Consider the following 26,543-nt stretch of genomic DNA (forward strand, 5'->3'; position numbering starts at 1 on the left):
AATCGCGCATAAGCACTTCGGCTAAAGCGTGATAAGCATAGTTGGATTTGATGGTTTCATGCGCAGCGGGTTGTTGATTAAAGTCGTCGCAAACTGGACACCTTCTGCCTCTTTGATCTGGACAACATGAAACGCTTGCACAACACTCTCTCTTCGTTGCTGGCCGCGACAGTCTTTGGCCTGGTCGGCGGTATCGCCATTCACGCTCACGCCCAGGGCGCTGCACCCGCAGCAGATGCAACCGACAACGCGGCTTCCGTGCCTTCGCTCAAAGGCAAGCGCATCGGCATTACCGCTGCGGGCACCGACCACTACTGGGACCTCAAGGCCTACCAGGGCGCCGTCGACGAAGTGAAGCGCCTCGGCGGCACACCGATCGCACTCGACGCGGGCCGTAACGACAATCGCCAGATCGCGCAGATTCAAACCTTGATCGCGCAGAAGCCCGATGCAATCGTGGAGCAATTGGGTACTGCAACGGTGCTCGAGCCGTGGTTGCAGAAAATCCGCCAGGCCAACATCCCGTTGTTTACGATCGATACCGCTTCGCCGTCGAGCATCAACGACACCACCTCGGATAATTTCTTCATCGGCGAGCAGCTCGCGCTAAAGCTCGTCAACGACATCCACGGCGAAGGCAACATCCTCGTCTTCAACGGCTTTTACGGTGTGCCGGTTTGCGCGATCCGCTATGACCAGTTGAAGGCCGTGCTCAAGTACTACCCGAAAGTGCACATCATCCAGCCCGAACTGCGTGATGTAATTCCTAACACGGTGCAAAGCGCGTATGCGCAAGTGAGCCAGTTGCTGCAGAAGTATCCGAAGGGACAGGTTGCTGCGATCTGGTCCGCCTGGGACGTGCCGCAGGTTGGCGCCACTCAGGCCGTGGATGCCGCGCATCGCGACGAGATCAAGACCTATGCGGTCGATGGCAGCCCTGACGTCGTCACGCTCGTCAAGGATCCGAAATCCAGCGCTGCGGCTGTCGTCGCGCAGCAACCCGCGTTGATCGGCAAAACCGCGGTCGATAACGTTGCGCGCTATCTCGCCGGCGATCACACATTGGCGCCGTACACCTATGTGCCGTCCATTCTCGTCACCAAGGACAACGCCGGTACGATCCAGCAGACCCTCGGTCAGCTCGCTGCAAAATGAGCGCCGAAATCCCTGCTGCGCTCGAGCTACACCACATCGTCAAGCATTTCGACGGTGTGCCCGCGCTGCGCGGCGCATCGCTGAAGGTAGCGCGCGGTACCGTTCACGGTCTGATCGGACAGAACGGTGCGGGCAAGTCGACGCTCATCAAGATCCTCGCCGGCATTCACGACGCCGACTCGGGCACGACTGCCGTCGACGGAGTCTCGCAAGCGCTCGCCGCATCGGCCCGCTCAAGCGCCACGGGGATTGGTTTCATTCACCAGGAGCGCTTGCTGCCGGCCACCTTCACGGTGGCCGAAGCGCTCTGGCTCGGCGACGAACGCGCCATAGGTCCAAAGGCGGCGAACGGCTTCCGGCTGCTCGACGTGCGACGCATGAACCGCGACGCGCGCGACGCGTTGCACAACCACTTTGGGGTCGACATTCCACCGAACCGGCTCATCGGGGACCTGAGCGTCGCTGAACAACAGATCGTGCAGATCACGCGCGAACTGGTCCGTGAGCCGCACATTCTCGTCTTCGACGAACCGACGGCCGCACTGGTTAGCCGTGAAGTGGACCGTCTGCTGCAAACCATCGACCGTTTGCGGCAACGCGGCCTGACGATCCTGTACGTGTCGCACTACCTCAACGAGATCGCTGCCATCTGCGATCAGGTCACCGTGTTGCGCGACGGCGTGGATGTCGCCCATGTCGACGCGCGCTCGACGCCTACCGAAGCCCTCGTCACTGCAATGATCGGCACTCAGGCGGAAGCGCGAGCTGAAACGTCAGCGCGCACGCCAGGGGCAGTTGTCCTCAACGTGCGCAATCTGAGCGCGCCGCGACGCTTTGAAGACGTGTCGTTCAATGTGCGACGCGGTGAAATTGTCGGCATCACCGGTTTGCTCGGCTCCGGTGGCAAGCCCGTAGTGCGCAGCCTGTTCGGCCTCGAACGCGGGGTGCAGGGCGAAATAGAAGTGGACGGCAAGGCGGTGCGCCTGCGCCGTCCCCAAGACGCCGTGCGCGAGCACATCGCTTTCGTCCCCGAGGACCGGCGCGCGCATGGCGTAGCGCCAGCGCTCTCGGTGCGAGAGAACACGACGCTTGCAAGCCTCGCCCGTTTCAGTCGTTTCGGACTGCTAGCGCAACGCCGCGAAACGGATACCGTGCAACGCCTGATCGAAGAACTGGCGGTGCGCACGTCCAGTACGGAAACTCCTGTACGGCATCTCTCCGGCGGCAACCAGCAGAAGGTCGCGCTCGCCAAATGGCTGAGCCGCACCTCTTCGCTCTATCTGCTGGACGAACCCACGGTCGGCGTCGACGTCGGCGCAAAGATCGAAATCTACCGGCTACTCGACCGGCTCGCCCGCGATGGTGCCGCCGTCTTGCTGTTCTCCAGCGACCTGATCGAACTGCTCGGCGTCACCGACCGCGTGCTCGTGATGGCGCGCGGCCGCATCGTGCGCGAACTTGTTTCGAGCGAAGCCGATAGTCAGGACGTGCTCGCATGGGCCACCGGAGCACGCGGTACGCACGGTTCGACAGGACAACAGGAGATCGCAGCATGAGCAAGGTACTCGATGCCGCGCCGCGTACCAGCAAGTTCGAATTGCCCGAGCGGCTCTTCGGCGCTCAATGGTGGCTGAGAAGCGGCGCTGCGCTCGCGTTCGCCGTGGTCTTTATTGGCTTCGCGGTGAGCTCGCCGTTGTTTTTCACGGTTGGGAATCTCGCGAACGTGTTGCAGCAATCCATTGTCGTTGGGATTCTCGGTTTCGGTTTGACGGTTGTGCTGATCGGTGGCGGTGCGGATCCGCTTAGAGGCGGTCTCGATCTTTCGGTGGCGGCCAATCTCGGACTGTGTGCGGCCGTTTATGCCGTAGCACAACGCGAAGGCATCGCACCTGACAATGCCCTGCTGTTGACGCTCGCAGCAGGCGCGGGAGTCGGTGCGCTTAACGCGTTCGCCGTTATCGTACTGCGCATCTTTCCGCTGCTCGCCACGCTGACCACGATGAATCTCTGTGCCGGATTCGAACTGGTGCTGACGCAGAACACGTCGGTGCCTGCGAGCGGCACACTGCTGAGCTTTCTGCTCGATAACGGCGCATTCGGCGTGCCGCATCTTGCCTACGCGCTGCTCGTCGTTGCCGCGTTGTTTACGGTAGTGGTTCATTACACGCCGTTCGGGCTGCGGCTACGCGCCACCGGTGCGCATCGCGATGCGGCGCAGGCCGCCGGCATACGGACGAACCGTTATATTGCCGCGAGCTATATATTGAGTGGGATTGCCGCAGCGCTCGCTGCGTTGGCGTCTACCGCACTGCTCAGCGGTAGTTCGCCCGGCGCCGGGGAGAATCTGCTCGCCACCGTGGCCGCAGCGCTACTGGGCGTCGTATTTTCGCGGCGGCTAGTTCCGACCATCCCCGGCACACTGCTCGCCGTTCTCTTTATCGGCGTCATCAGCAACGGGTTTCAGCTCGACAACGTATCGAGCTATTGGGTCAACGGTGTCGAAGGCGCATTGATCCTGTTCGTCGTTGCCACTACGGCGCTCGTGCGCCGCCATGCAGGGAATCAAGCTCATGATTGAACAGATTGGCCGCTTGCAGCGCTTCGCGCTGGTGGCGGCACTGATTGCGGTGATCGCTTTCTTCGCGGTGTTCGCGCCCGGTTTCGCGCGAGCGGATAATCTTGCTAACGTGCTGTTGAACAATTTCGCACTGCTGGCAATTGCTTCGCTTGGGATGACGCTCGTGTTGTCGCTGGGTGCCATTGATCTATCGCTCGGCACATCAATCGATGTAGCCAGCCTCGCGTTTGTCCTGCTAAGCGCACACCAGGTTGGCGTCGTGCCCGCGGCGCTCGGCGGCCTTGCTGCAGCGCTCGTCGTCGGCGCGTTTAATGGCGTGCTGATCGGTTGGCTCGGCATTGCACCGTTTCTTGCTACGCTGGGCACGCTCTTTATCGGCCAGACTGTCCAACAGCTCGCCACCGATGGCGGTCAGCCGGTATACCTGCTCAACGTCGCGTTGCCGCCGCTCTTTAGCGCGCTGGCACACGGCACATTTGCGGGCCTGCCTGTGCCGCTCTGGATCGTGGCGGTACTGGCGCTCGGCGTGCATGTCACACTCGCGCATGCCGCGTTAGGCAGGCAGCTTACCGCGCTCGGCGCACAACCCGGCGTGGCACGTTATTCCGGCCTGCCGGTTGCGGCCGTCACGCTGGTGACGTTTATTGCCAGCGCCTTGATTTATGGTGTCGTCGGTTTGATCTTGTCTTCAACCGTCAAAGCTTACGTACCGCAGGCCGGCAACGGTTATCTGCTCAATGCGATCGGCGCGACCTTCATTGGTACGACGCTGTCACCGACGCGCCGTCCTGGCGTCGTCGGCACACTGCTTGGTGTCCTGCTGCTAAGCCTGGTCGCAAACGGTTTGCTGCTGATTGGCTGGAATTTCTACTGGCAGCAGGTTGCGACCGGTGCGCTGATCTTCGCCGTGCTGGCCGTCAGCTTCGCGCAAAGGCGTGGCCGCTATGCGTGAGATTCGGTGCCACGCCCCACGCTGAACGTGAACGCCAACGCACCCACCAGCAATACGCCCTTGATGAAATCCTGCATGTAGTACGGCGCGTTTAGCATCGTCAGGCCGTTAAGCAAAACGCCGACGAATACCGCGCCGACTACCGTACCAAACACGTTGGGCCGCTTGGCGCCCCAAACTGCATAGCCGACCAGCGCAGCCGCCACCGCATCGAGCAACATCGAATGGCCTGCGCTGACGTCGCCACGTCCAACACGTGCGGCAATCAGCACGCCACCCAGCGAGGCAATCACGCCCGACGCGACATAGGCAGCGACGCGATATCGCGCGGTCGGCGCACCGGCGAGGCGTGCCGCTGTTTCGTTGCCACCGATTGCGTAGATGACCCGCCCCCAGCGTGTGGTTTCCATCACGACACACGCCACTACGGTGAGCACGAGCAGCACGATCACCGGCAATGGCACGACATCGAACAATCGCAGGCGCCCGAGCGCGAGAAACGCATCGGGAAAGACACCTGTCGTTTCAGTGCCATCGGGCAGAATCGTGCCAGTTGCGAGCGAACGGCCGCCCGTCGGAATCAATTGCAGACCGGCAAGCAGAAACAGCGTGCCAAGTGTTGCCAACTGGTCCGGCACACGCAGACGTGTAATCAGCAGGCCATTAAACAGGCCTGCGGCGACACCGAGGACGAGGCATGCCGCAACCGCTTCCAGCGCATTGCCGTGCCAGACGATTAGCACATAGCTCGCCGCCATCTGCGCCGACGCCGCTACACTGCCCACGGAAAGATCGAAGCCGCCCGCGGCAAGCGTCACTGTTACGCCAATCCCCAACAACGCGACAATCGACACCGCTTGCAAAATGCTGAAGAGATTGTCGATGTTCAAAAACGCCGGCTGGTTGACGGCGAATACGATGACGAGCAACGCAAGCACGAGCAGCATGCCGGTCCGTTCGAGTTGCACGCGCAGCCTTTGCAGCCAGCTGGGGCGAATTCGACCAGCAGACTCTTGGATAGCGGGGACGCCTTCAGAGTGAACGTCGGAGGCAACCGAAGGGCTGGATTTCATGAGTGAACGTAGGAAGTGAGATCGGAATGGGAAACATGATCGAGCGTCGCGCGGTCGAAGCGAACGACGCGATCCGCGATCTCGAGTGCCTCTTCGAGATCGCTGACGAAGACGAGAGTGGCGCGTTCGGGCGCATGACGACGCAGCGTATCGACGATATCGGCGCGTGCCCCGGCATCCACGCCTTGAAACGGTTCGTCCAGCAATAGCAGGCGTGCGGGCTGCGCATGCCAACGCGCTAGCACTACCTTCTGCTGGTTGCCACCGGAAAGCCGCGTGAGACGATCGTCAGGGCCTGTGCAGCGAATCCCGAAGCGTTCGATCGCTTCAGTCGCGGCACGCTGTTCGCGTGCGCGTTGCACCCTGCCGTGCTTGAACCAGTGTGACAGGAACGGAAAACTAAGCGTGCCCGCAATCGAAGCGAAAGGCACGCTATCCGGAAACAGCGAGCTTCGCCAACGGTCCTCACCGGCGAGGAACACGCCGGCACGGATTGCATCGGCGGGTGCGCGAGGACGCCAAGGCTTGCCATCGAGCGTCATCGCCCCCGCCGCCGCACGCGACGCGCCGAAAATGGCTCGCGCGAAGCGGGATTTGCCACCGCCAACCGGGCCGGCAATCGCGACAATTTCACCGCGCTGCACATCGAGATCGAAGGGGGTGCTGCCGGGCGTCAACTGAAGATCGCGCACGCTGAAGTACGGCACCTGTGTCGCAAAAGCGGAAGCAGTGCCGAACGCCGCCGTTGCGCTCGCATCAGCAGCTTTAGTACGCAACGGGCGGCCGATCATCGTTTCAACCGCGGCATCGAAATCGATCGGTGCAGACAGATCGGCGACGATGCGCCCATCGCGCACAATCGTCACGCGTCCGGCAATGCGGCGCAGATCGCCCAGCCGGTGCGACACCAGCAGGATCGCGACACCCTCGGCGCGCAACCTGTCAAGCAGACCGAAGAGACGCTCGGCCTCAGGTGCAGACAGACTGGCGGTGGGCTCGTCGAGAATCAGCAGCGCGGGCCGCGTCGCCAACGCACGCGCCAACGTCACCAACTGCTGCGACGCGAGCGACAACGAGGCGAGCGGTGCGGACAGATCAACCTCGAGCCCAACACGCTCGGCCAACGGCGCGGCCGCCTGAAGACGGGCGGCAGGCGTCGCGCGCCACGGCGAGGACGGATCGCACAAGCGGTCGAGCAACAGGTTGTCCGCGGTCGAAAGCGTCGGCACCACTGCATCCGCAATCGATTGATGAACGGTCGAAACACCGCTCCGTTTGGCATCGTGCGGTGAAGCCGGACGAAACGGTTGCCCGCGCAACGAGAGCTCACCTTCATCGGGAGAATAGACCCCGCTAAGAATCTTCACGAGAGTCGACTTGCCGGCGCCGTTCGCGCCCATTAGCGCAACGACTTCGCCCGCATGAATCGACAGATCGACACGATCGAGCGCGAGCGTAGGACCAAAGCGTTTGGAAACCGCGCGAGCGGTCAGAACAGGAACAGTCATCGAAGGGGACGCGCGCTTTACTGCGCTCGTAAAGGATGACCGTTCATCGTAGCCACCCGCTACGGGTGTGCCAACGAAGCGTTGTTCATATCGATAGCTTGTCTGGGGATGACAAAGCCTCTACCCGGACCGATGTGTCCGAAGGCTAGCAGGAAGGAGATGGCATATCGCAGGCCGGCGCGTATTCAGCGCCCACTGGAAAAGCCCGATTCAGCAGGGGTTTAACAGCGGAAATGCTCGATGTTCTGACCGGCGTAAATCGCACGCGCGAGCCAATCGGGTTTATCGCCCTGGCCGTCCCATGTGTTGCCGTAGGCGTCCCGGTACATTATCGCCTTGGTTGCATGAGCGTCCGCTTCAATCGCCGCGGCCAATGCTTCCATCGTAATGCCGTATTCGTCCATGCGGCGACGTATCCACAGGACCAGCCGCTCACGCGCGTTCCCGTCGAGGTCGAACATCCGTTGTTCTTCTCGCTCTTTCATAACGTACCGATGTCGCGGCTGATATTGCGCGCGTTTTGAAAAAATAAAAGGCTTCGCTGAGAAACGCGAAGCCTATGCGTGATTCGGGTGAGCCGAACGCCGTTCGACCTCACCTTGCCTTTTGCGCAAATGCGCCCCCGGAAATGATGCCCGACAAATCTATTGATCAGGAAATCCGTTCGGCAAGCGGCTCGAATCGTCGCCCGTCTGGCCCTTTACCCTCAAGGGCTGCTTCAGCGTCTATATCTGGATTTTAGCACCCATTTTTTCCGCCGCGCACGGCAATACGCGGTGGAGACCTCGATACCGCGGCAGTAGCGTGCTATTTTGTCGTTCCAGACTTTCTTTCGCCCTACTCTAAAGGAAAGCAGCCATGTCGCCGTCAACTGCAATCGCCGCTATTCTCACTGCGCTTTTGATCGGCGCCATGAGCCCAGGACCGAGTTTTGTCATCGTCGCGCGCAACTCGATCGGTCTATCGCGGCGCGACGGACTGGCGACCGCGCTTGGCATGGGAATCGGCGGCGTGTTCTTTAGCGGCATCGCCTTGCTAGGGCTGTACACGTTGCTGGCCGCGGTCACGTGGTTGTATGTGAGCCTCAAGGTGGCAGGCGGCCTGTATCTGATCTATCTCGCGTCGAAGATCTGGCGCGGCGCAAAGACCCCGCTCGCGTTCAACCAGGGGCAAGCGAATGCCAGCGCCAATCCGAGAAAATCTTTCTGGATTGGTTTGAGCACGCAACTCAGCAATCCGAAAACCGCTATTTATTACGGCAGCATATTCGCGGCCTTGTTACCCCAGCATCCGCCGCTGTGGTGTTATTTCGCGTTGCCTCCAGCGATCTTCTCGATTGAAGCCGGGTGGTATACGGTCGTCGCATTGTGTTTTTCCAGCAAGCGTCCACGCGAGCTGTATCTGCGGGCGAAGACCTGGGTCGACCGGCTTGCGGCCGGCGCGATCACTGCCCTGGGCCTCAGATTGATCATTGCGGCACATCGCGTCGGACTTTAACGCGTCTCGAGGTGCGGAGCCTCGGCCCGCTCCGAGCCGAATCCTTGCAAGCCATGCCAGGCATGACATCCAGAGGGTTCGCCGCGCGCCGTTTTCTTAAGGGGGGCTGACCATTTGGCGCTCCGCCGCACGCCGCCCGACGGAAACTTTACAAGATAGTTCTTGACGACAGTAGTCCCGAACCGCTATTGTGGCCCTCGAAGTTCAAGAAGTTCGATTGCTGTTCATCAATTGCTCGCTCCCTCAGCGGTATTCGTTGTCCATTCCCTCCTTGACGCTTCACGTGCTCCATAGCGAGCGATTTCTTACTTTTTCTACCTCAAGGATTCTTCATGGATACCGGTACCGTTAAGTGGTTCAACGACAGCAAAGGCTTTGGCTTCATTACACCGGACAAGGGCGGCGACGACCTGTTCGCTCACTTCTCGGAAATCAGCGGCGACGGCTTCAAGACGCTGGCTGAAAACCAGAAGGTGAGCTTCGAAACGAAGCAAGGCCCCAAGGGTCTGCAAGCGGCTAACATCAAGCCGCTGTAAAGTTTGAAGGGTCCGGTATCCGGCATCGGGTACCGGGCTGCAGCGACACCCTCGCGGAGCTTGTTCTCCCACAGTTGGCGTAATCGCTTAGCAGTTTCTTTGCGCCAAACGCATCGCTTGCCCCCTCATCCTCCCTGGCTTGACCGGCTTTAACGCCTTTCCCCGCCTTTTCCATCAGGCATTCGCTTCGGCTCGAACGGGTTCGTCCTGATCGCCGTGAGCGCGTACGAATATTTAAAATTAAAATGCAAAACAAACACATTCATCATTACAACGGCTATGCCGTCCAACCTTCGGCACATCGTTTGCCTGACGGTTCGTTTTCCTCCAACCTGTTGCTCGAGCGTGCCGACACGGCTCGCACCGAAGCGCGCTATCAGTTCTACTCGCTCGACTACTTCAACGACGAAGAACAGGCGCTGCAGCACTCATGCCGCTGGGCCCGTCATTGGGTCGACAGCCGCGGTTAATAGCGTCCGGCCCGCTTCACGGTTTGGCCTGCGGTGAGCTAGCGCTCCCGTCGGCCAGATCAATCGCACTGCCGGATTTCACCCGTGCGCGCAGTTCGAATTTCTGGATCTTCCCGGTCGACGTTTTAGGTAGCTCTCCAAAGCGAACTGCCTTGGGCAACTTAAAACTCGCCAGGAACAGACGGCAATGCGCGATGATCTCTTCGGCAGTAGCCTCTGCGCCCTCTTTCAGCTCGACGAAGGCGCAGGGCACCTCGCCCCACTTCGCGTCGGGCATCGCCACCACGGCGGCCACCGAAACCGCCGGGTGCCGGTATAACGTGTCTTCGATCTCGATGCTCGAGATGTTTTCCCCGCCCGAAATAATGATGTCCTTGCTGCGGTCGCGAATGCGCATGTAGCCATCCGGCATCATCACGCCCAGATCGCCGGTATGGAACCAGCCGCCCCTGAAGGCATCTTCGGTGGCGCGCTCGTTCTTCAGATAACCCTTCATGCAGATGTTGCCGCGAAACATGATTTCGCCCAGCGTTTCGCCGTCGTTCGGTACCGGCTCGAGCGTGTCCGGATCCAGCACGGTCGCGGCGGCTTGCAGGTGATAGCGCACGCCCTGACGTGCGTTGAGCCGCGCGAGTTCGTCGTCGCCGACGCTGTTCCAGTGTTCTTGCCTGGCACAGACAGACGCCGGTCCGTAGACCTCGGTGAGGCCATAGACGTGAGTCAGATCGAAGCCAATCTCCTTCATCCTGGCTATCACTGCAGGCGCAGGCGCCGCGCCGGCCACCATCGTGGCGACCCGGTGCCCGATACCTTCGCGCCACGCTTCAGGCGCATTGGCCAGCGCGCTCTGGACGATCGGCGCGCCGCAATAATGGGTGACACCCTCTGTGCGAATCAGCTCGAACACGGTCTTCGCGTCGAACTTGCGCAAGCAGACATTGACGCCCGCACGCGCCGCCACGGTCCATGGAAAGCACCAGCCGTTGCAATGAAACAGCGGCAGCGTCCATAGATACACCGCGTGCTTCGGCATATCCCATTCGAGGATGTTGCTCACGGCGTTCAGATAGGCGCCGCGATGATGGTAGACGACACCCTTCGGATCGCCCGTCGTACCGGACGTGTAGTTCAGCGCGATCGCGTCCCATTCGTCGGCCGGCGGCTGCCATGCGAATTGCGGATCGCCGCCTTGCAGGAAGGCTTCGTAATCGGTTGCGCGTGGAAACCTGTGCGGATCAGCAGGCATCACGTCATTGACGCTGACAATCCGCAGTTCCGGAAACTCCAGCGAAGCACGATGCGCCAGTTCGGCGTACTCGGTATCGACGATCAACACCTTGGCCTCGCCATGCCGCAACATGAACAGGATCGACGCGATATCGAGCCGCGTGTTCAGCGTATTGAGCACCGCTCCTGCCATCGGCACACCGAAATGCGCTTCAATCATCTGAGGGATGTTGGGCAACAGCACCGCGACGGTGTCGCCACGTCCTATCCCTGCCTGTTGCAGCGCGCTGGCAAGGCAGCGCGTACGCTCATACGTCTCGCGCCACGTGCGTCGGACCGCACCGTGAACCACCGCGCAACGCTCGCCATAGACCTGCGCAGCACGAGCGATGAAATCGATCGGCGTGAGCGGAACATGGTTCGCCTCACGGCGGCCGAGACCTTCGTCGAACATAGGCATCATTGGGTCGTCTCCTCGGGAGCCAGCGGCTCCGCTGTCCTTCTGCGTCTTATGGCCAATCAGCTTATCGTACTCGCGACTTCCCATGCGGCATAGCGGGAAGACGCCGTGCGATCAAGCGTGAATGGTACAGAAGGGAGACGACGCGTCGAAATCAGGCAGCTTTGTTTTCGTGCTGCTCGCGCTTGCGGGAGACGTAACGGGCTAGCACCGCGTCGGTATGAAACAACTCGAGCGCGATGTCCGACAACACACCCGCCTCACGCCAGCGTAAGTAGTACCGGTGCGAGGTCTGATAGGGAGGGTAGTTCTGCGGCATGGCGTTCCATGGTTTGCCGGTACGCAACACCCACAGAACGCTGTTGACCACGCCACGCAGATTCACGCACGGACGCCCTCTGCGCACAACGCTCTGGTTAAGCTCGGGCAGCAGCGGCACGATACGTTCCCACTGCGCGTCGGTCAGATCGTAGACCGAAAGCGCGAACGGTAGCGGCGAATGCGATTGGGTCGACTCGAGTGTATTCATACAAGTGAGGAACGCTAACGACGCGACTGAGGGTGGCATCCGCAGGACGACTATCCGGCCGCCCTTCCGATGCCTTGCATTCAGCTTAACTGATGCGCCGGTCGAAGAAAGTCAAATCTTGTTAGATCGATCTGTAGGACTCGCCGTGGGACTGCTAGTCGCGCGTGTCGATCACTTCATCGCCGATCTGTTCGAGCCGGTAGCCATAACCGTAGATCGGCGTGAGGCGGTAGCCATTTTCCGGGCGCAGGCCCAGTTTCGAGCGCAACATCGACACATGGGTGTCCATGGTGCGCGTGGGAATGTCGACGGTCTGCTTCCAGACCATATCGACGATATGCGCCCGCGACAACGGGCGGTTCAAATGCTGGAACAGCAACAATGCGAGTTCGAATTCCTTCTGCGTGAGATTCACCAATTGTTGCTTCACGTGTACCTGTTTAGCGTTCAGGTCGAATTCGAAATCGCCAAAGGTCGCTTTGACGGCAGCCGCGTTGAGCTGATAGGTGCGCCGTAGCAGCGAGCCGACCCGCGCTAGCAGCACACTCGCGGCGACCGGTTTGACGACGTAGTCGTCCGCGCCGGCATTTAACATTGCAACGATGTCGCTTTCGCGGCCGCGCGAGGTCATGAAAATCACTGGCACGCGCTCGGCTAGCGTCGAGCGCACCCAGCGCAATACTTCTTCGCCGGACAGGTCCGGCACGATCCAGTCGAGGATCAGGAGATCGAAGGTCTGACGGTGCAACTGCTGGACGAGTGCGCGACCTTCGGAAAAGGTATGGCAGACATGGCCCGCCGCTGACATCGTTTCATGCACGAAAGCGGTTTGGGCGGGGTCGTCATCGAGTACCGCGATTCTCATGCTCGCCTCTTGAAGTGACATGCAACATGGGCGCGAAATTATTGTAGCCCGGTGGGACAAAAGTCGCTGATAAGCCTGAACCCTGGTGACGCATCCATTAGTCCGACTACTGCGTTTCGCGCTCAAACCCCGCCATCAACCCGCTCGCCCGCTGCACCTTCGCGCACACCGCCTGTTCGAGCACGGGCTTACCTTGCGGGATCGCCAGAGTCAGAAACGCCCGCGCCCGGGTGATGCCTGTGTAGACGAGTTCGCGCGACAGAATCGGACTAAACGTATCGGGCAACACCAATGCGGCATGCATGAATTCCGAGCCCTGCGATTTGTGTACGGTGAGCGCGAGCACTGTTTCCACTGCCTGCAAACGGCTAGGCAAAACCCACTTGATGCCGCCTGTGCCGTCGGCCGCCGGAAAGGCCACTCGCAACACCGGGTTCTCATCCGTCGTGCCCGGAAGCTCCAGCGTGATGCCGATGTCGCCATTCATCAGCCCCAACTCGTAATCGTTACGGGTTACGAGCACCGGCCGTCCCGGATACCACTCGCCGCGCATCGCAATCAGCCCGTCTTCCTGCAGCAGCCGCGCAATGCGCTTGTTGAGTCCTTCGACACCCCACGGTCCGCGGCGCAACGCGCACAAAAGCTGGAATTCGCCGTGCGCCTTCAGCACCGCGCGCGCCCAAATGTCAAATGCTTCGGGCGCGTCGTAGCGGTCAGGCTGCTGGGTGCGCATCGTCTCCAGATAATGCCGATAGCCATAGCGTGGCCGGCCCAGCTCGCCATTGGCGCCGAACAACTGCGCTGACGCCGATGCATCGCTAGCGCCGCCGTATCCATCTATAACAAGTGCCTTAAAGGACGCATCGTCAGTAGCCGAGCAAACCAGCAACGCGAGATCCGCGTGACCGTGTGTCCAGATCCTGGCGACAGCCGCAGCGTCACCCGCATTGACGAGCGTAGCGAGCTGGCCGATCCCGCTCTGTGCGGAAAACCGATGACTGTGCCGCAACATCGCGATCGACTGATCGAGCGCCGTGCCCTGTTCGTCCAGCATGGCGCCCTCGATGCGCTCGCCGGTTGCGGCGAGCAACCAGTCGCGCGTGGCCGGCGTGTAATGCCCTTCGCCCGCACGCTGACACAGTTCCCCGAGCACGGCCCCGGCTTCGACCGACGCCAACTGATCTTTATCGCCCAGCAGAATCAGCCGTGCCGATGCGGGCAATGCGTCGAGCACGGCCGCCATCATCTCGAGATCGACCATGGAGGCTTCGTCGATCACCAGCACGTCAACCGGCAATGGATTGCTCGCGTCGTGACGAAAACGCCGGCTGTCGGGACGCGTGCCGAGCACGCGATGCAGCGTCGTCACTACGGTCGGGATCGCCTCGCGCACAGCCGCGCCGTTCGGCAGCGCGTCGACGGGCAGTTGCTCGACCGCGCCTGCAATCGACTCGTTCAGACGCGCCGCGGCTTTACCGGTCGGCGCTGCGAGACGAATCCGCAACGGTCGCGCGGGACGCAGCGGATTCGCTATGCCGTCGAGTGCAAGCGTCTGCAGCAACGCAAGCAGTCTGACCACGGTAGTCGTCTTGCCGGTGCCTGGGCCGCCGGTAATGATGCTGAACGCGCTGCGCGCTGCCAGTGCGCAAGCGAGCTTCTGCCAGTCCGCGCCCGTCACGTTGGCGGCGCGCGGTGGAAACAACGCGTCCAGCGCGGTGCGCGCAGAACCGGCCTGCAGCGACGCTTCCATCTGCGCCGACGCCGCGAGCCGACGCTCGATGCCAGCGCGCACATCCTGCTCGTATTGCCAGTAGCGACGCAGATACAGCCGCGTACCGACGAGCACGAGCGGCGTATTGCCGGCATCGGCGCCGACCAGCGCTGGCTGATCGAGCGCTCCCAGCCAGCGCGCGAGATTCACGCCTGCCAGGACTTCCGCCGGCGCCTGCGGCGGTTCCACTGTGGTGAGCGCCTGTGGTCCATCGGGCGGCAACGAAAGCGCGAAGGTCGGATCGTCCAGTGTCGCCTGCAGGTCGAGGCACACGTGGCCACGCCCCAACTGATGACTCGCGAGCGCGGCCGCCAGCATCAGCAGCGGCGGCGTCTGCGGTTCCTCCGTCCACAGGAAGCGCGCGAAGCCGGCATCGAGCGCGCGCAACCAGCCGCGCTCGACCCACTGGTCCAGCACGGCGAGCATGCGGCGCGTGTCGCCCTTGGCGTCAGTGATGGCTACGGTGTCGTTGGAACGGGGCGTCATTCGATTTCCTTCAACGCATACTCATCGACATCTTCGCCCGCGGAGCGACGATGCGCAAACAGCGCATCCAGTTCTTCGATCAACTCGCGCGGCGGCCGCTCGACATGCAAGCCCTGACCGGGCGCACGACCGCCCCGCAAAAACAGATACACCGCACCACCCACGTCGCGGTCGTAGTCGTAATCCGGCAGACGCACTTTTAACAAACGATGCAGTGCGAACAGATACAGCACGTACTGCAGTTCATAGCGTGAATGCAGGATCTGCGCGCGCATCCTCGCCGGCGTGTACGCCGCGTCATCCGGTCCGAGCCAGTTCGACTTGTAGTCCGCGACGTAATAGCGACCTTCGTGTTCGAACACCAGATCGATAAAGCCCTTGAGCATACCGTTCAGGCGGGCGGGTTCGAGCGCGGGCCGCGCTTCGCCATCGAGTGTCAGGTCGCACACGAGTTGATCGAGCACTTGTGTATCGACGGTGTGCGCCGCGAGCCAGAACTCCATTTCGGCCATGTATGACGCGGGGTCAAGATTCGCCAGCACGACTGGCTGCACCGTCTCGCCTTCTACTGGCGGCAGTGCGAGCGGCGTGCGCAGCAGGTACAGCAGCCAATCCGTCAACGGTTCGATCCAGCGCGGCCAGCCACGCAGATTGCAGCGGCGCGCCACGGTATCGCGCACCGTTTGCGGGTGGGCGGCGAGCTTCGCGAAGCCTTCGTTGGCCGCCCACTCCATCAGGTCATGCAGGAAACTGCCTGCGTCCGCGCCACGCAGAAAGCCGTGCAAGGTCTCATCGGCCGGCAACGCGAGCGCGGTCGCGGCCGCGGCGGGCGCTGCCGGTTGCACGTGCCGCGGCGGCGCTGTTGACGCAACCTCGTCGTCTTCGAGCGTTTCTGCTTCAAGCAACTCGTGGAAAACATCTTCACTGCGCGTTTCAGGGGCCAAGCGTGAATCGTCTGTCGCCGCGTCGTCGGTCGCGCTTACCGGCACGGAAACTACATGAGCACCCGTACCGCCGATCACACCATTGTCCTTGCGCAGACTCGAATAACTGGCGATCCACCACGATTCGCGCACGGGCCGCGTCAGCATGCGAGCTTCACCGCGCAACTGCTGTGTGCCGAGCGGCACGAACGGTTCGCCGGTCGGCGGCGGCGCCTCGGCAATACTGATATCGCCACACGCACCTCGCAATTGCTCCAGCAGCGCGCCTAGTTCAGTGCCGGCAATCGGCTTGCCACCACCGAGCAGATAGCCGAACGCGCTCAACTCGACGCTCTGGATCGGCGCAATCCCCACCCACGTCGCATAGCGCGCCCGCGTCAACGCCACATAAAGCTTGCGCAGGTCTTCGCCGAGCCGCTCGCGGTCCGCTCGCGGCAACACGTCGACGTCACCCAGCGTGATGTGCAACTTGCCCGCTTCGTCATGCCATTTGAGCGGCATATCGTCTGCATTGACCGGGCGGTAGGTGCACGCAAACGGCAGGAATACCAACGGATACTCCAGCCCCTTTGACTTGTGTACCGTCACCACCTGCACCAGACCCGCATCGCTCTCGAGACGCAGTTGCCGTGCATCGCCGCCCGCATTGGCGCCCTCATCCGCGCACTGTTCGTCCAGATAGCGAATCAGCGCGTGCTCGCCGTCAAGCTGCGCACTGGCCTGTTGCAGCAGCTCGGCCAGATGCAGCAGGTTAGTCAGCACGCGTTCGCCGTTGACTGCCGCGCCTGCCGTCTGTCCGAGCAGCCGCTGCGGCACGTGGAAATCGTTGAGCAGACGGCGCAGCATCGGCAGCACGCCTTTGTCGCGCCAGCAGTCGCGGTAGTCGCGGAACCGCAGCACGCACTTCTCCCACGCAAGTTCGTCGCGGTTGAACGTATCAAGCGCGGCCCAATCGAGTCCGAGCGTCGCGGTCGCCAGCGCCGTGCGCACCAGACGCCCGTCATCGGGGTCCGCACACGCCGCGAGCCAGTGATGCAATTCCTGTGCTTCCCCCGTCTGAAACACCGAATCCCGATCGGACAGGTAGACGCTACGCACGCCGCGTTCAGCCAGCGCAGCGCGGATCGCACGCGCTTCCGTGCCGTTGTTAACCAGCACCGCCATATGGCCCGGCTGCAGCGGCGTATTGCCACTAGCGCCTTCGAAGGCCGCGTTGCCGGCTTGCCCCAGGTTGAGAAGGCGCACCATCTCAGTCGCGCAACTGGCGGCCATCTCGCGCAGATATGCTTCCTTGCTGAGCGGCTTGCCTTCGTCGACGGAGGGCAGCCACCACGCACTCAGCGCAGGCACCTCCATACCCTGGACCTGCAGCGAGTCTTTACGGCCTGCTGCGTCGGCGGCAATAAACGGAAGCGGATTGGCTCCCCCCTCGGCGCTGCGGAACAGGAATGCCCCCTCGCCGCTCTGCCGCTCTTCGGCCGCCTCGAAACAGCGATTGACGGCGTCCACCATTCCCTGCGTCGAGCGGAAGTTTTTCTTCAGCGTGAACAACCGTCCAGCGCAGGCACGACGCGCTTCAAGGTACGTGTAAATATCCGCACCACGGAACGCGTAAATCGCTTGCTTCGGATCGCCAATCAAAACGATTGCCGTGTCCGGATCGTTCTCCTCAATGCGGTAGACGGCATCGAAAATCCGGTATTGCACCGGGTCCGTGTCCTGGAACTCGTCGATCAGCGCGACCGGGTATTGCTGACGGATGATCTCAGCCAAGCGTTTGCCGTTCGGCTTGTGCAAGGCTTCGTTAAGACGCGTGAGCAGATCGTCGAAGCCCATCTGCGAACGGCGCGCTTCCTCTTCCGTGAAGCGCTGCGCAATCCAGCGGGCCGAGTGCCGCAGCAATGCGCGTTGCGCAGTGGGCTGTGCGGCCAACGCGTCGCGCAGCGTCTCCATCGCGACGAAGGCAGGATGCGCCGGTGGCTCGCCGATGAGCCAGATTTCAGCGACGCCAGCCCGCGTAAACCGCGTCCACACTGCGGCGGTAGCCTCGAAATCGGGCCGCTGCATGTCGGGCGTGTTGGCCCAGTCGCGAAGCTTGTCGAGCCACTTCTTGCAGTTCGGCGCGTTCAGGCTCGTCGCCTTGAACTGCTTCTTCGCCCGCGCGTCGTCGAACAGCGTCTGGAGTTCGTCGCACCACTTTCCCCAGTTCGTCTTCAGATGGTCGACATGTTCGCGCTGCTTTTTGCGCGCCTCCTGCAGCGCTTCGAGCGGCGGCGGGGCCTCTTCCAGCAGATCGGCATGGCCTAGCAGACCGCGAATCGCCTGCTGCAGCTTCGCCGGGCTCGCGAACCATTGGCGAACTTCCGCCGCCGACTGCACATCAAGCGACGCAAGGAAGGTGCGCCAATAATCGCGCACGACTTCAGCGCGCAACTCGCTCTGGTCGGTTTCGAGCGTCTGCGAAAACAGGCTGTCGCTGTCGAACGCATGCTCGCTCAACATCCGGTTGCACCAGCCGTGAATCGTGGAGACCGCGGCCTCGTCCATCCATTCGGCGGCGAGCTGCAGGCGGTGCGCGCAGGCGGCCCACTGCTCGACGTCGTAGCTGTCGCGCAAGTCGTGCAACAGGTCCTTGCCGGAGGGGAGCGGCTCGACCTCCTCCGGCGACGCGCGGAAATAGGCGGCGGCCTCGATCAGCCGCGCGCGGATGCGATCCCGCAACTCCTTGGTGGCCGCATCGGTAAACGTCACGACCAGGATTTCGGGCGGCGTCAGTGGTCGTGCTTCGCTATCCGCTCCACGATGACCGAGCACGAGCCGGACGTACAGCATGGCGATCGTGAAGGTCTTGCCAGTACCGGCGCTCGCTTCGATCAGGCTGCTGCCCTGCAGTGGAAATTCGAGCGGCTTTAGTTCTACCGCGGTTCCCTCGGACTGGTGCGTTGTCAGGGGAGTATTCATTGCGCGTCTCCCGTTTGTGACGATGCATTTTTCGGTTTCGACACCGAGACCGGAATCGCGCGATGCAGCGGCAACAACAGTGCGACGGCAAGTGTCTCGAACTCGCCGCTTTCAGCGAGCGCGTCGAAATCCGGGTAGGCACGGGAGAGATACGCGTTGGTCTGCCGCTCGCCTGCCTGGCGACCCACGCCATCGTAAGTGAGACGGGCGGCTTCGCGCGCTTCGTTGAGCTGCGCAGCGAGCGTCTCACCGCCACCATTAAAGTCATGCTCGCCACCCGCGCCCGCGCGACTCTCGGCATCGGCGAAATCAAGCGCACCAGGCCGCTTTCTAAGCCACGCAAACGCCGTTCTAACGGCGAGCGGCAGCGGTTTGCGTGTGCCTTCGTCCCAGGCTCGCAGCAAGGTCAGCAGATGCGCGCGCGCCACGTCCTCCGCGAGCGGTGTGAACTCCACGCTCCCTACCTTGCTGACGATTACGGTCGTGACCGCGCCTGCAGCAAGCTGCGCGGCCAGGTGCCCCACCCAATAGGCGATAAGCCGGTCGCCGCGATACTTGCGGTCCTTGATCAGCGTGCCCGGTTCGAGAAACACCCGGCCACGGGTATGGTTGGGACCGGCCCGCAATTCGCCGACCCAGTCTTCGATCGTCAGCGTGCCCAAACCCGGGCCGCCCTCCACGCGCAGTTCAAACTGCTCGTCCAGAAGATCGGGCCAGCGCTGCAGTTCCGCCCGAAAGCGCTCGAACAGATCGGCCATCGGTTCCATCAACTCACCGGCGATAACCTCGCCGAAACCGCCTGCCGCCAGATCGCCGCTGCGATGCATGCGCTCGAGGCGGGCCATCGCCGCCGGCAACACATCCTCGTCACCGCGCTCCAACGCTGCAGCCTGTGCGCGAATCAGTTCATTCTGCAATTGCCACGCTTCAAGCTGATTGACTTCAAACGGCTCGTGATTCTCGCTGGCCGCATCTTCGGCTTCGAAAGCGACGCGCAAACGCTGCCGGAAGAAGCTCTTGACCGGATCCTTGAGGAAGTCCGCCAGCTCGCGCACCGATAACGGCTCGGTCCGCTCCAGCGGCGGTAGCGGCGCATCATCTGCAGCTGTGCCAAAGCCAGACCGCGGCACAGCCCGGCTCCATTCCCGTGCATACGTGAACAACCCCGACGCCTTCGGCTGCACCGGGAAATAATCCGCGCTGAACGGTTGCAGCTTGTGATCCACTGTAAGCGCCTTGAGGAGCGCATCCGCATCATCATCCGCTGCGCCTTCGAGACGCCAGCCCGCTTTCAGATGATCGCGCAACTGACCGACCAGCACCGACGGCGGACGCGGCGTGTTGTCGTTGACACTGCGCCCCACCCACGACACATGCAGATGCTCGCGTGCCGACAGCAGCGCCTCCAGAAACAGATAACGATCGTCCTCACGACGCGAGCGGTCGCCAGGCCGGTAGTTGCGGCGCATCAGGTCGAAGTCGAGCGGCATCCGGTTACGCGGATAGTCGCCGTCGTTCATGCCGAGCAGACAGACGACGCGAAACGGAATCGCGCGCATCGGCATCAGCGTTGCGAAGGTAACGGCGCCAGCAAAGAAGCGCTGCGTCAGGCCACCGCCTTCGAACTGGGACAACCAGTAGTCGCCGACAATCGAAAGCGGCAGCTCGCCCGTAAGCGCCGCCTCGTCGCACGCATCGCGCCAGGCTTCGAGTGCGGCGTCGAGGCGTTCCAGTGTGTAGGCGTCCTCGCTATCGTCGGTGGCGAAGAAAGTGGTCTTGAGCCAACGCAGACGGTTGCACCATTCCTCCACCGTAGCGGGCTCGCGTAGCGTCTTCCAGGTGTGGTCGAGCGCATCGACGAGGCGCGTCAGCGGCCCCAGCAACGCTGCATCCAGTCCGCCGATTTCCGCATACGGTTCGATCTCGCGCCACGCGCCGGCTTTGTCGCCCGCGGCGTAGCCGAGCAGCATCCGGCGCAGACCGAAGGCCCAGCTGTTCGGCGCGTTGTCGGCGCCGGCCTGCGGTAAGCCCAAACTCGCGCGCTGTTCAGCGTGCAGCCCCCAACGGATATTGGCCCCGCTGACCCACGTCCGCAGCTTCGGAAGATCGTCCGTACTGATGCCGAAGCGCGCGCGCAGCGCGGGCACTTCGAGCAGATCGAGCACATCGCTGACCGTCAGGCGCGATTGCGGCAGCGCCAGCAGCGTTTCGAGCGCGCCGATCAGCGGATCGAAATCGCGCTGTCCGCGGTCCGCCACGCTAAATGGGATGTTGCGCGGGTCTTCCTTGTCGAGCAGACCGAACACGGCCTGGATATGCGGCGTATAGACTTCGATATCCGGCACCATCACGATCACGTCGCGGGGACGCAAAGTCGAATCTGCGGCGAACGCGGCTAGCAACTGGTCGTGCAGGATCTCCACTTCGCGCTGCGCGCTGTGCGCGACGTGGAAGCGGATCGAGTGGTCCGTGTGCGGGTCCACCTCGTCCCAGAGATCACGCGTTTCCCGTATTGGCCGCAGATCGCGAATGTCGTCTTGCAGCTGCTGCAGCATGGTCAACGCGTCTTCGCTTTCGAACAGGTCGATCCGCTGCCCGATACCAGTGAACTGCGATGCGTAGCGTGCGCGTTCCTCCGCGCTGTCGTACTCATCGAGCAGACCGATAAAGTCGCGGCCCTGTTTCCCCCACGCCGCCAGCAACGGTTGCGCGTGCAGGTGCAACTGCGCATCGTCCATTGCGACAGGCGCACCCTGGCGGCGCTGCTGGCGCGAGCGCTCCGCCCGCAGCAAATCCTTGTCGGCGACGATGTCGGCCCAATAATGCGCACAAGGGTTATGCACGCACATCAGCACCTGGGTCCAGCGCGAGAGCGCGGCGAGCACTTCCACCGCCTGCCTCGGCAAACTCGAAATGCCGAAAATGATCACCCGCCGTGGCAAATCAGCCGGACGTTCGTCGTCAGGCATGGCGGCGGCACGCCGCATGAATTCTTCGTGCACCGCGGCGCGTCCAACCGTCGCCATGTCGATGCCATCCGGTGCATGCGCCTCAACGTCCTCCAGCAGCGAGCGCCATAGCGCCGCCTGCCAGCGGTATTCGTCCGGCAGCGGTGTGCTGTTGTTGCGCGCGTCGATCTGCACGTCCTTGCCCGCGGCCCATGCCGCGAGCCAGTCCGCGCGGTACACCTGATACTGATCGAACAGATCCGCCACCCGCTGCGCAAGCTGGAAGCGTTTGCGCTGGTCATCATCGCGGGACATGAAGCGTTTGAGCGGCGCGTACTCTGGCGATTCGAGCAACTCGGGCAGCAGACGCGTGAGCCGCCATACGAGGCGCGATTTGTCGAACGGCGAGATGGCCGGCACCGAGTCTTCGCCAAGTACCGCGCGATACACCTGCCACAGGAAGCTCGCCGGCAGCGACATATCGAGCGCTGCCGAAATACCGCAACCACCGTCTTCAGGATCGGCGGCCAGAGCGAGTTTTAGCCATTGAGCAATGCCGTTGCTCTGGACGAGGATGACCTCCTTTTCCAGCGGCCTCAGCGGATGCTGGCGAATCCATTGCACCATCAGATCGCGCAGGCGTTCCGGCTGATTACCGTGGACCAGCATAAGCCCTGCGGGAATCGAGCTCATGCGGCGACCCTCAGGTCATCAATAGCGCGTTGTTTGACGCCGAGGTCGTCCCATAGCTCCGGATGACAGGTGAACAACAAAATCTGATGGCGCGTCGCTGCGTCGAGCAGGGCGCGCTTCAATGCGTCGCGGCGTGTGCCGTCGGTGTGCACTGCGGCGTCGTCGAGCATCAGCAGCGTGGGACGTCCGGAGGCCTTCAGCAAGTCTGCGTAGGCTAGGCGCGCGAGGATCCCCATCTGTTCGCGAGTACCGAAGCTGAGGGCATCGAGTGTGTCGATGCGGCCGTCTCGCTGCAACGCGATGGGGCTCAGGTCGTCGCCAAGTTCGAGCGCCGACTGCGGGAACAGACGCTTCAGATAATGCCCGAGCCGTTCCGTCAACGGCGCGCGCAATTGAGCCACCGCCGCATCGCGTTCTTCGACCAGCACCTTGTCGAGCAGGCTCAACGCGCCAGCGCGCAGACTGAGTTCGGCTTTGCGGCGCTCCATCTGCTCAATCGAGGCGTGCACAGCGGCGAGCCGCTCGCCGAGCCCGGAAGCACCCATGGTTTCCAACTGGCTGCGCAGTTCGGCGATCCGCACTTGCCGCTCCTGCTGCTCGGTGCGTGCGAGTTCCGCCGACGCGCGATAGCGCTTCACCTCCGCAGCCGGATCGTCGGTGCGCGCGGCGCCGAGTTCCTGATTGCGTTCGTCGCGCTGCTTCGTTAAAGCGTCCACACGTGCGCGCTGTTCGACGATTTTTGCCTGCCATTGCGAGCGACGTGCGCGAAACGCTTCGTCCTGCAACTGTGCTTCCTTGCGTTGGACCTGTTCGGCAAGCGAGCCGCTCGACGCGAGTGCGGTCGAACGCCGCTCGCTGGTTTGAGCCAAAGTCCGCGTCGCGGACTCGATCGCCTGGCGTGCCTCATCTGAAGTGCGACGCGCTTCGTCGACGCCTGGAGCACCCGCGACATCGGGCAATTCGGCAAGACGTTTGTCAGCTGTTTGGTGACGCGCCAGTGCGCTTGCTAACGAAGCACGCAGCGGCTCGATGCCCTTCGGTGCATGCACCGCGAGAATCTTTTGCTGGCTCTGCAGATGCGCCACCTGTGCTTTCCATTGCTCATGCCGCGTCTGCGCATCGCTGAGTGAAGCTACGCCCAAGGCTCGCAACAACTCCGCTTGCTGCGCTTCGGCATCGGACAGTTCCGTACGCAGCGCTGCGAGATCCGATACGCCGGGCACAATGCGCAACTCGCCGACGCCCGGCAGCTCAATAGTCTGCTCATCGTCGAGCCGCAATACGCCTTCGCCTGTGAGCGTTTCGCCGCCCACCACGATCGCCCCGCCGCTCAACCGATAGTCGATGCGCGTCATCGCAGCTTCCTTGCGCGCCCGCAGCACACTGATGCGCGATTCAAGCGCTTGCAGCCGCTGCAATTGGGCCACATCGATTTCGAGCGAGGCTGCGCTGCGCGTCGCGTCGAGCACCGCGGTCTGCGCAGCCTCCGCAGCAGCGATCGAAGTTTCAAGCCGCGCGATCTCGTCCTTGTGCAGCGTGATCTGATTGTTCAATTCCTGCGCCATCACAGCGGCATTCGCGAGTTCGAGCGCGCGGGCTGCAGCATCACTAATCTGCTGGCAACGCGCCACTCCAGCGCTTGCTTGAGCGTGCTCAGCATCGGCTGTCAGCACCGCCGCCTTCGAACGTTCGAGTTGCTGCCGATCGTTGGCAAGCGTCGCTTCCAGTTCCGCCGCGCTTTGCTCCTGCTGCAACGACATGGCCAACTCGACTTCACTGACGTGTAGCGTTTGCGCCAGCCCCTGTACGCTACGCTCGAGTTCGGCCAGCGCGGCGGCACGCGCCTGCGCTTGCGCTGCCTTTTGTTCGTGAACTTCCCAAGGCCGCTTGCGTTGCGCATCCTCGAACGCTTCCTGCTGCGTCGCGAGACGCGTGAGGTTCTCGTCGAACTGACGACGTTGCGCATCGAGCGTGTCGCGTTCGCCCGCGAGCGTAGCCAAAGCCTGCTCAGCTTCAGCAAGCGGACCCGTCGAGCGTTGCGTGCGCGCGGTGAGCAGTTGCCGCAACTCGCGTTGCACCGCGCCGATCAACACATCTTCGCCGGCCGAGCTGTTACCGCCCGAAAGCTGCGTAAGCGCATCACGCAAATAGAGTGCCGCGTGGCCGCTCGCATCGCGCACGTCATGCGTTTCGCCTTGCTGTACCCACAGCAACCCCGGCACACCGGCCTGATCGGCCTTCATCGCACCACGCGTCGCACGCGAGAAACCAAGCAGCGCCGCCAGCCGGTCCTCGGCTTCATCCTCGCCGAACACCTGCTGACCGATCCGCAGATCGCAGCGCTGCCGCGTGACGAACTGTTTGGCGAGCATGCAGGCGACGCCATCAAGCGTGAAACTGACTTCCACCGACGGCTGCCCACTCGCCTTTCCCCAAGGCAACAGGTCTTTCAGATGCGAGGCTTTGTAGCGTTCGAGAAACACCGTGCGCACCGCTTCGGCGATCGTGCTCTTGCCCGCCTCGTTCGGTCCGATAAAAAGATTCAAACCCGGCTGCAGATCGCCGATGAACAGACGTCCGCTGAACTGCTTGAATTCCTGGATCGCGATGCTTTCTAGCTTCATGCAGGCCTCGCTTCACGCTGAAACTGGGCAAGCAGCAATAGCGCTTCCGCCGCGAGTTTCGCCTGCTGCGGGTCGGCCTGCAGATCGCGTAGACGCGCGACCACTTTGCCAAGGTAGCCGCTTTGCGCACCGAGCGCGGCGAGGTCGTCCTCAGTGGGCTGCACTTGCAGTTCGCTCATCTCCACGCGTAGTGCACGCACTCGTGCGCGGGCTTCGTCCACAGCAAGACGCACGGCTTCGGCGGAAGCGAGATCCGTTGTACCGCGCACGTCCAGCTTGAGCACGTCCGTCGCACCGAGCGCCTGCAGACGCGCTTTCAACGCGTCCACATCGCTCGGCACCACGATCTCCTCTTCCCAACGCAGCCAGCGATATTTGCCCACAGGCACCGCCTGCACCGACGGCAGCGCGCCTGGCTCGTCGAGCGTGACATCGAGCATGAAGCCCGGATCGTTGGCGCGGAAGCGGTCCTGCTCATGCGTGCCGGCGTACCAGGTGCGAGCGTTCACCTGGAAGTGGCCGTGCCAGTCGCCCAGCGCGAGATAGTCGAGGCGCGCGGTCTCGGCGCGGGTCGGCTCGATGGGATTGGTCGAATCGATTCCTTCCTGCAGGATGCCGCTCACGCTGCCGTGAGCCAGGGCAACGCGGAAATAGTCGGGCGGCGTCGACGTCTGGTCAAAAAACGCCGTGGTGTCGTCGTAGGTGATGCGCTGCGTAAGCGGCGCGCAGAGGAACGCGCACTTCAGCGCGTCGAACTGGACGACGCCCGGTGTCAGCACGACATGCACATTCGCCGGGATGCAGTTCAAACGCTGCGCACGCGTCCAGACACTTTCGACCAGCGCCGCATCGTGATTGCCGGGCAGCATGATCCACGCGCCGGTAAAGCCTGCGAGCGCGCCGAACAGGCGCCGGATGACGGTATCGGAGACAGTCTGCTGATCGAATACGTCGCCGGCCACCAGCACCGCATCGACGCGGCGCGTGGCGGCCTCACTGGCGATCCGGCGCACCGTTTCGAAACGCGCTTCAGCAAGATGCGCGGCTTCCTCGGCGTCGAACTGGCCGAATTGGGTGCCGATCTGCCAGTCCGCGGTGTGCAGAAATCTGATCATGAAGTTCCCATTCTATGGATGAGCGTAGCTGCGTGCGTCATGGATCATGGATGTTACCGTGACCGCGGCTCGAAACGGAGCCGCCCAGGTCATTTTCGCGGGCATTTTTTATACTGAAATTCGACAGAAATACAGTAACAAAACCTGAAAA

The 26,543-nt window shown here is 62.4% G+C and carries 18 protein-coding genes; 7 read left to right on the forward strand and 11 right to left on the reverse strand.

The annotated features are described in order from the left end of the window. Positions 1-126 precede the first annotated feature (126 nt). The 4 genes from P3T24_RS35175 to P3T24_RS35190 are packed head-to-tail and all read left to right on the forward strand — an operon-like array spanning position 127 to position 4,685. Positions 127-1,155 (forward strand): sugar ABC transporter substrate-binding protein, encoded by a 1,029-nt coding sequence (locus tag P3T24_RS35175; protein ID WP_429405576.1) that lies wholly within the window; start codon positions 127-129, stop codon positions 1,153-1,155. Next, positions 1,152-2,711 carry a sugar ABC transporter ATP-binding protein gene (locus P3T24_RS35180; RefSeq protein ID WP_429441393.1) on the forward strand — a complete coding sequence of 520 codons (1,560 nt, stop codon included), beginning with the start codon at positions 1,152-1,154 and terminating at the stop codon, positions 2,709-2,711. The genes P3T24_RS35175 and P3T24_RS35180 overlap by 4 nt, the downstream gene beginning before the upstream one ends. After that, positions 2,708-3,733 (forward strand): ABC transporter permease, encoded by a 1,026-nt coding sequence (locus P3T24_RS35185; protein ID WP_429441395.1) that lies wholly within the window; start codon positions 2,708-2,710, stop codon positions 3,731-3,733. Before P3T24_RS35180 ends, P3T24_RS35185 begins: the two co-directional genes overlap by 4 nt. Beyond that, the gene (locus P3T24_RS35190) at positions 3,726-4,685 is read left to right on the forward strand and encodes an ABC transporter permease (RefSeq protein ID WP_429441397.1); all 960 of its coding nucleotides are present in this window, start codon (positions 3,726-3,728) and stop codon (positions 4,683-4,685) included. The genes P3T24_RS35185 and P3T24_RS35190 overlap by 8 nt, the downstream gene beginning before the upstream one ends. Here P3T24_RS35190 and P3T24_RS35195 read toward each other — a convergent pair. The 3 genes from P3T24_RS35195 to P3T24_RS35205 all read right to left on the reverse strand — a co-directional run bounded on the left by P3T24_RS35195 (position 4,676) and on the right by P3T24_RS35205 (position 7,751). Beyond that, positions 4,676-5,632: an ABC transporter permease gene (locus P3T24_RS35195; protein ID WP_429289304.1), complete on the reverse strand. Its 957-nt coding sequence runs from the start codon at positions 5,630-5,632 to the stop codon at positions 4,676-4,678. The genes P3T24_RS35190 and P3T24_RS35195 overlap by 10 nt on opposite strands. A 122-nt stretch (positions 5,633-5,754) precedes the next feature. After that, positions 5,755-7,266, reverse strand: a complete 1,512-nt coding sequence (locus tag P3T24_RS35200; protein WP_429441398.1) for a sugar ABC transporter ATP-binding protein — start codon at positions 7,264-7,266, stop codon at positions 5,755-5,757. Between the two features lie 221 nt (positions 7,267-7,487). Beyond that, the gene (locus P3T24_RS35205) at positions 7,488-7,751 is read right to left on the reverse strand and encodes an H-NS family nucleoid-associated regulatory protein (RefSeq protein WP_074266457.1); all 264 of its coding nucleotides are present in this window, start codon (positions 7,749-7,751) and stop codon (positions 7,488-7,490) included. A 373-nt stretch (positions 7,752-8,124) separates the two neighbouring features. On the opposite strand from P3T24_RS35205, the gene P3T24_RS35210 reads away from it, so the two are divergent. The 3 genes from P3T24_RS35210 to P3T24_RS35220 all read left to right on the forward strand — a co-directional run bounded on the left by P3T24_RS35210 (position 8,125) and on the right by P3T24_RS35220 (position 9,769). Then, positions 8,125-8,763 (forward strand): LysE family translocator, encoded by a 639-nt coding sequence (locus P3T24_RS35210; protein WP_074266458.1) that lies wholly within the window; start codon positions 8,125-8,127, stop codon positions 8,761-8,763. Between the two features lie 332 nt (positions 8,764-9,095). Further along, positions 9,096-9,299, forward strand: coding sequence for a cold-shock protein (locus tag P3T24_RS35215; RefSeq protein ID WP_012428559.1), 204 nt, complete (start codon positions 9,096-9,098; stop codon positions 9,297-9,299). A gap of 245 nt (positions 9,300-9,544) precedes the next feature. After that, the gene (locus P3T24_RS35220; RefSeq protein WP_074266459.1) at positions 9,545-9,769 is read left to right on the forward strand and encodes a hypothetical protein; all 225 of its coding nucleotides are present in this window, start codon (positions 9,545-9,547) and stop codon (positions 9,767-9,769) included. A 16-nt stretch (positions 9,770-9,785) separates the two neighbouring features. Here the strand turns inward: P3T24_RS35220 and P3T24_RS35225 are convergent, their stop codons facing one another. The 8 genes from P3T24_RS35225 to P3T24_RS35260 form a co-directional block, all read right to left on the reverse strand. Beyond that, complete coding sequence (locus P3T24_RS35225; RefSeq protein ID WP_429405585.1) at positions 9,786-11,459, reverse strand: acyl-CoA synthetase; 1,674 nt, start codon at positions 11,457-11,459, stop codon at positions 9,786-9,788. A 151-nt stretch (positions 11,460-11,610) separates the two neighbouring features. Continuing rightward, positions 11,611-11,985: a transposase gene (locus tag P3T24_RS35230; protein WP_074266461.1), complete on the reverse strand. Its 375-nt coding sequence runs from the start codon at positions 11,983-11,985 to the stop codon at positions 11,611-11,613. Positions 11,986-12,139: 154 nt separating this feature from the next. Further along, entirely contained in the window at positions 12,140-12,850 is a 711-nt protein-coding gene (locus P3T24_RS35235; RefSeq protein ID WP_074266462.1) for a response regulator transcription factor, read from the reverse strand. Positions 12,851-12,956: 106 nt separating this feature from the next. Continuing rightward, entirely contained in the window at positions 12,957-15,107 is a 2,151-nt protein-coding gene (gene recD / locus P3T24_RS35240) for an exodeoxyribonuclease V subunit alpha (RefSeq protein ID WP_429405587.1), read from the reverse strand. After that, positions 15,104-19,012 (reverse strand): exodeoxyribonuclease V subunit beta, encoded by a 3,909-nt coding sequence (gene recB / locus P3T24_RS35245; RefSeq protein ID WP_429441400.1) that lies wholly within the window; start codon positions 19,010-19,012, stop codon positions 15,104-15,106. Before recB ends, recD begins: the two co-directional genes overlap by 4 nt. Further along, on the reverse strand, positions 19,009-22,653 hold the full coding sequence (recC, locus tag P3T24_RS35250; RefSeq protein WP_429441401.1) for an exodeoxyribonuclease V subunit gamma: 3,645 nt from the start codon (positions 22,651-22,653) through the stop codon (positions 19,009-19,011). Before recC ends, recB begins: the two co-directional genes overlap by 4 nt. Continuing rightward, entirely contained in the window at positions 22,650-25,277 is a 2,628-nt protein-coding gene (locus P3T24_RS35255; RefSeq protein ID WP_429405593.1) for an AAA family ATPase, read from the reverse strand. The genes recC and P3T24_RS35255 overlap by 4 nt, the downstream gene beginning before the upstream one ends. Continuing rightward, positions 25,274-26,392, reverse strand: coding sequence for a metallophosphoesterase family protein (locus P3T24_RS35260; RefSeq protein WP_429405595.1), 1,119 nt, complete (start codon positions 26,390-26,392; stop codon positions 25,274-25,276). The genes P3T24_RS35255 and P3T24_RS35260 overlap by 4 nt, the downstream gene beginning before the upstream one ends. Positions 26,393-26,543: the final 151 nt, after the last annotated feature.

The sequence above is a fragment of the Paraburkholderia sp. GAS33 genome, from assembly GCF_050436645.1.
Taxonomy (GTDB): domain Bacteria; phylum Pseudomonadota; class Gammaproteobacteria; order Burkholderiales; family Burkholderiaceae; genus Paraburkholderia; species Paraburkholderia phenazinium_B.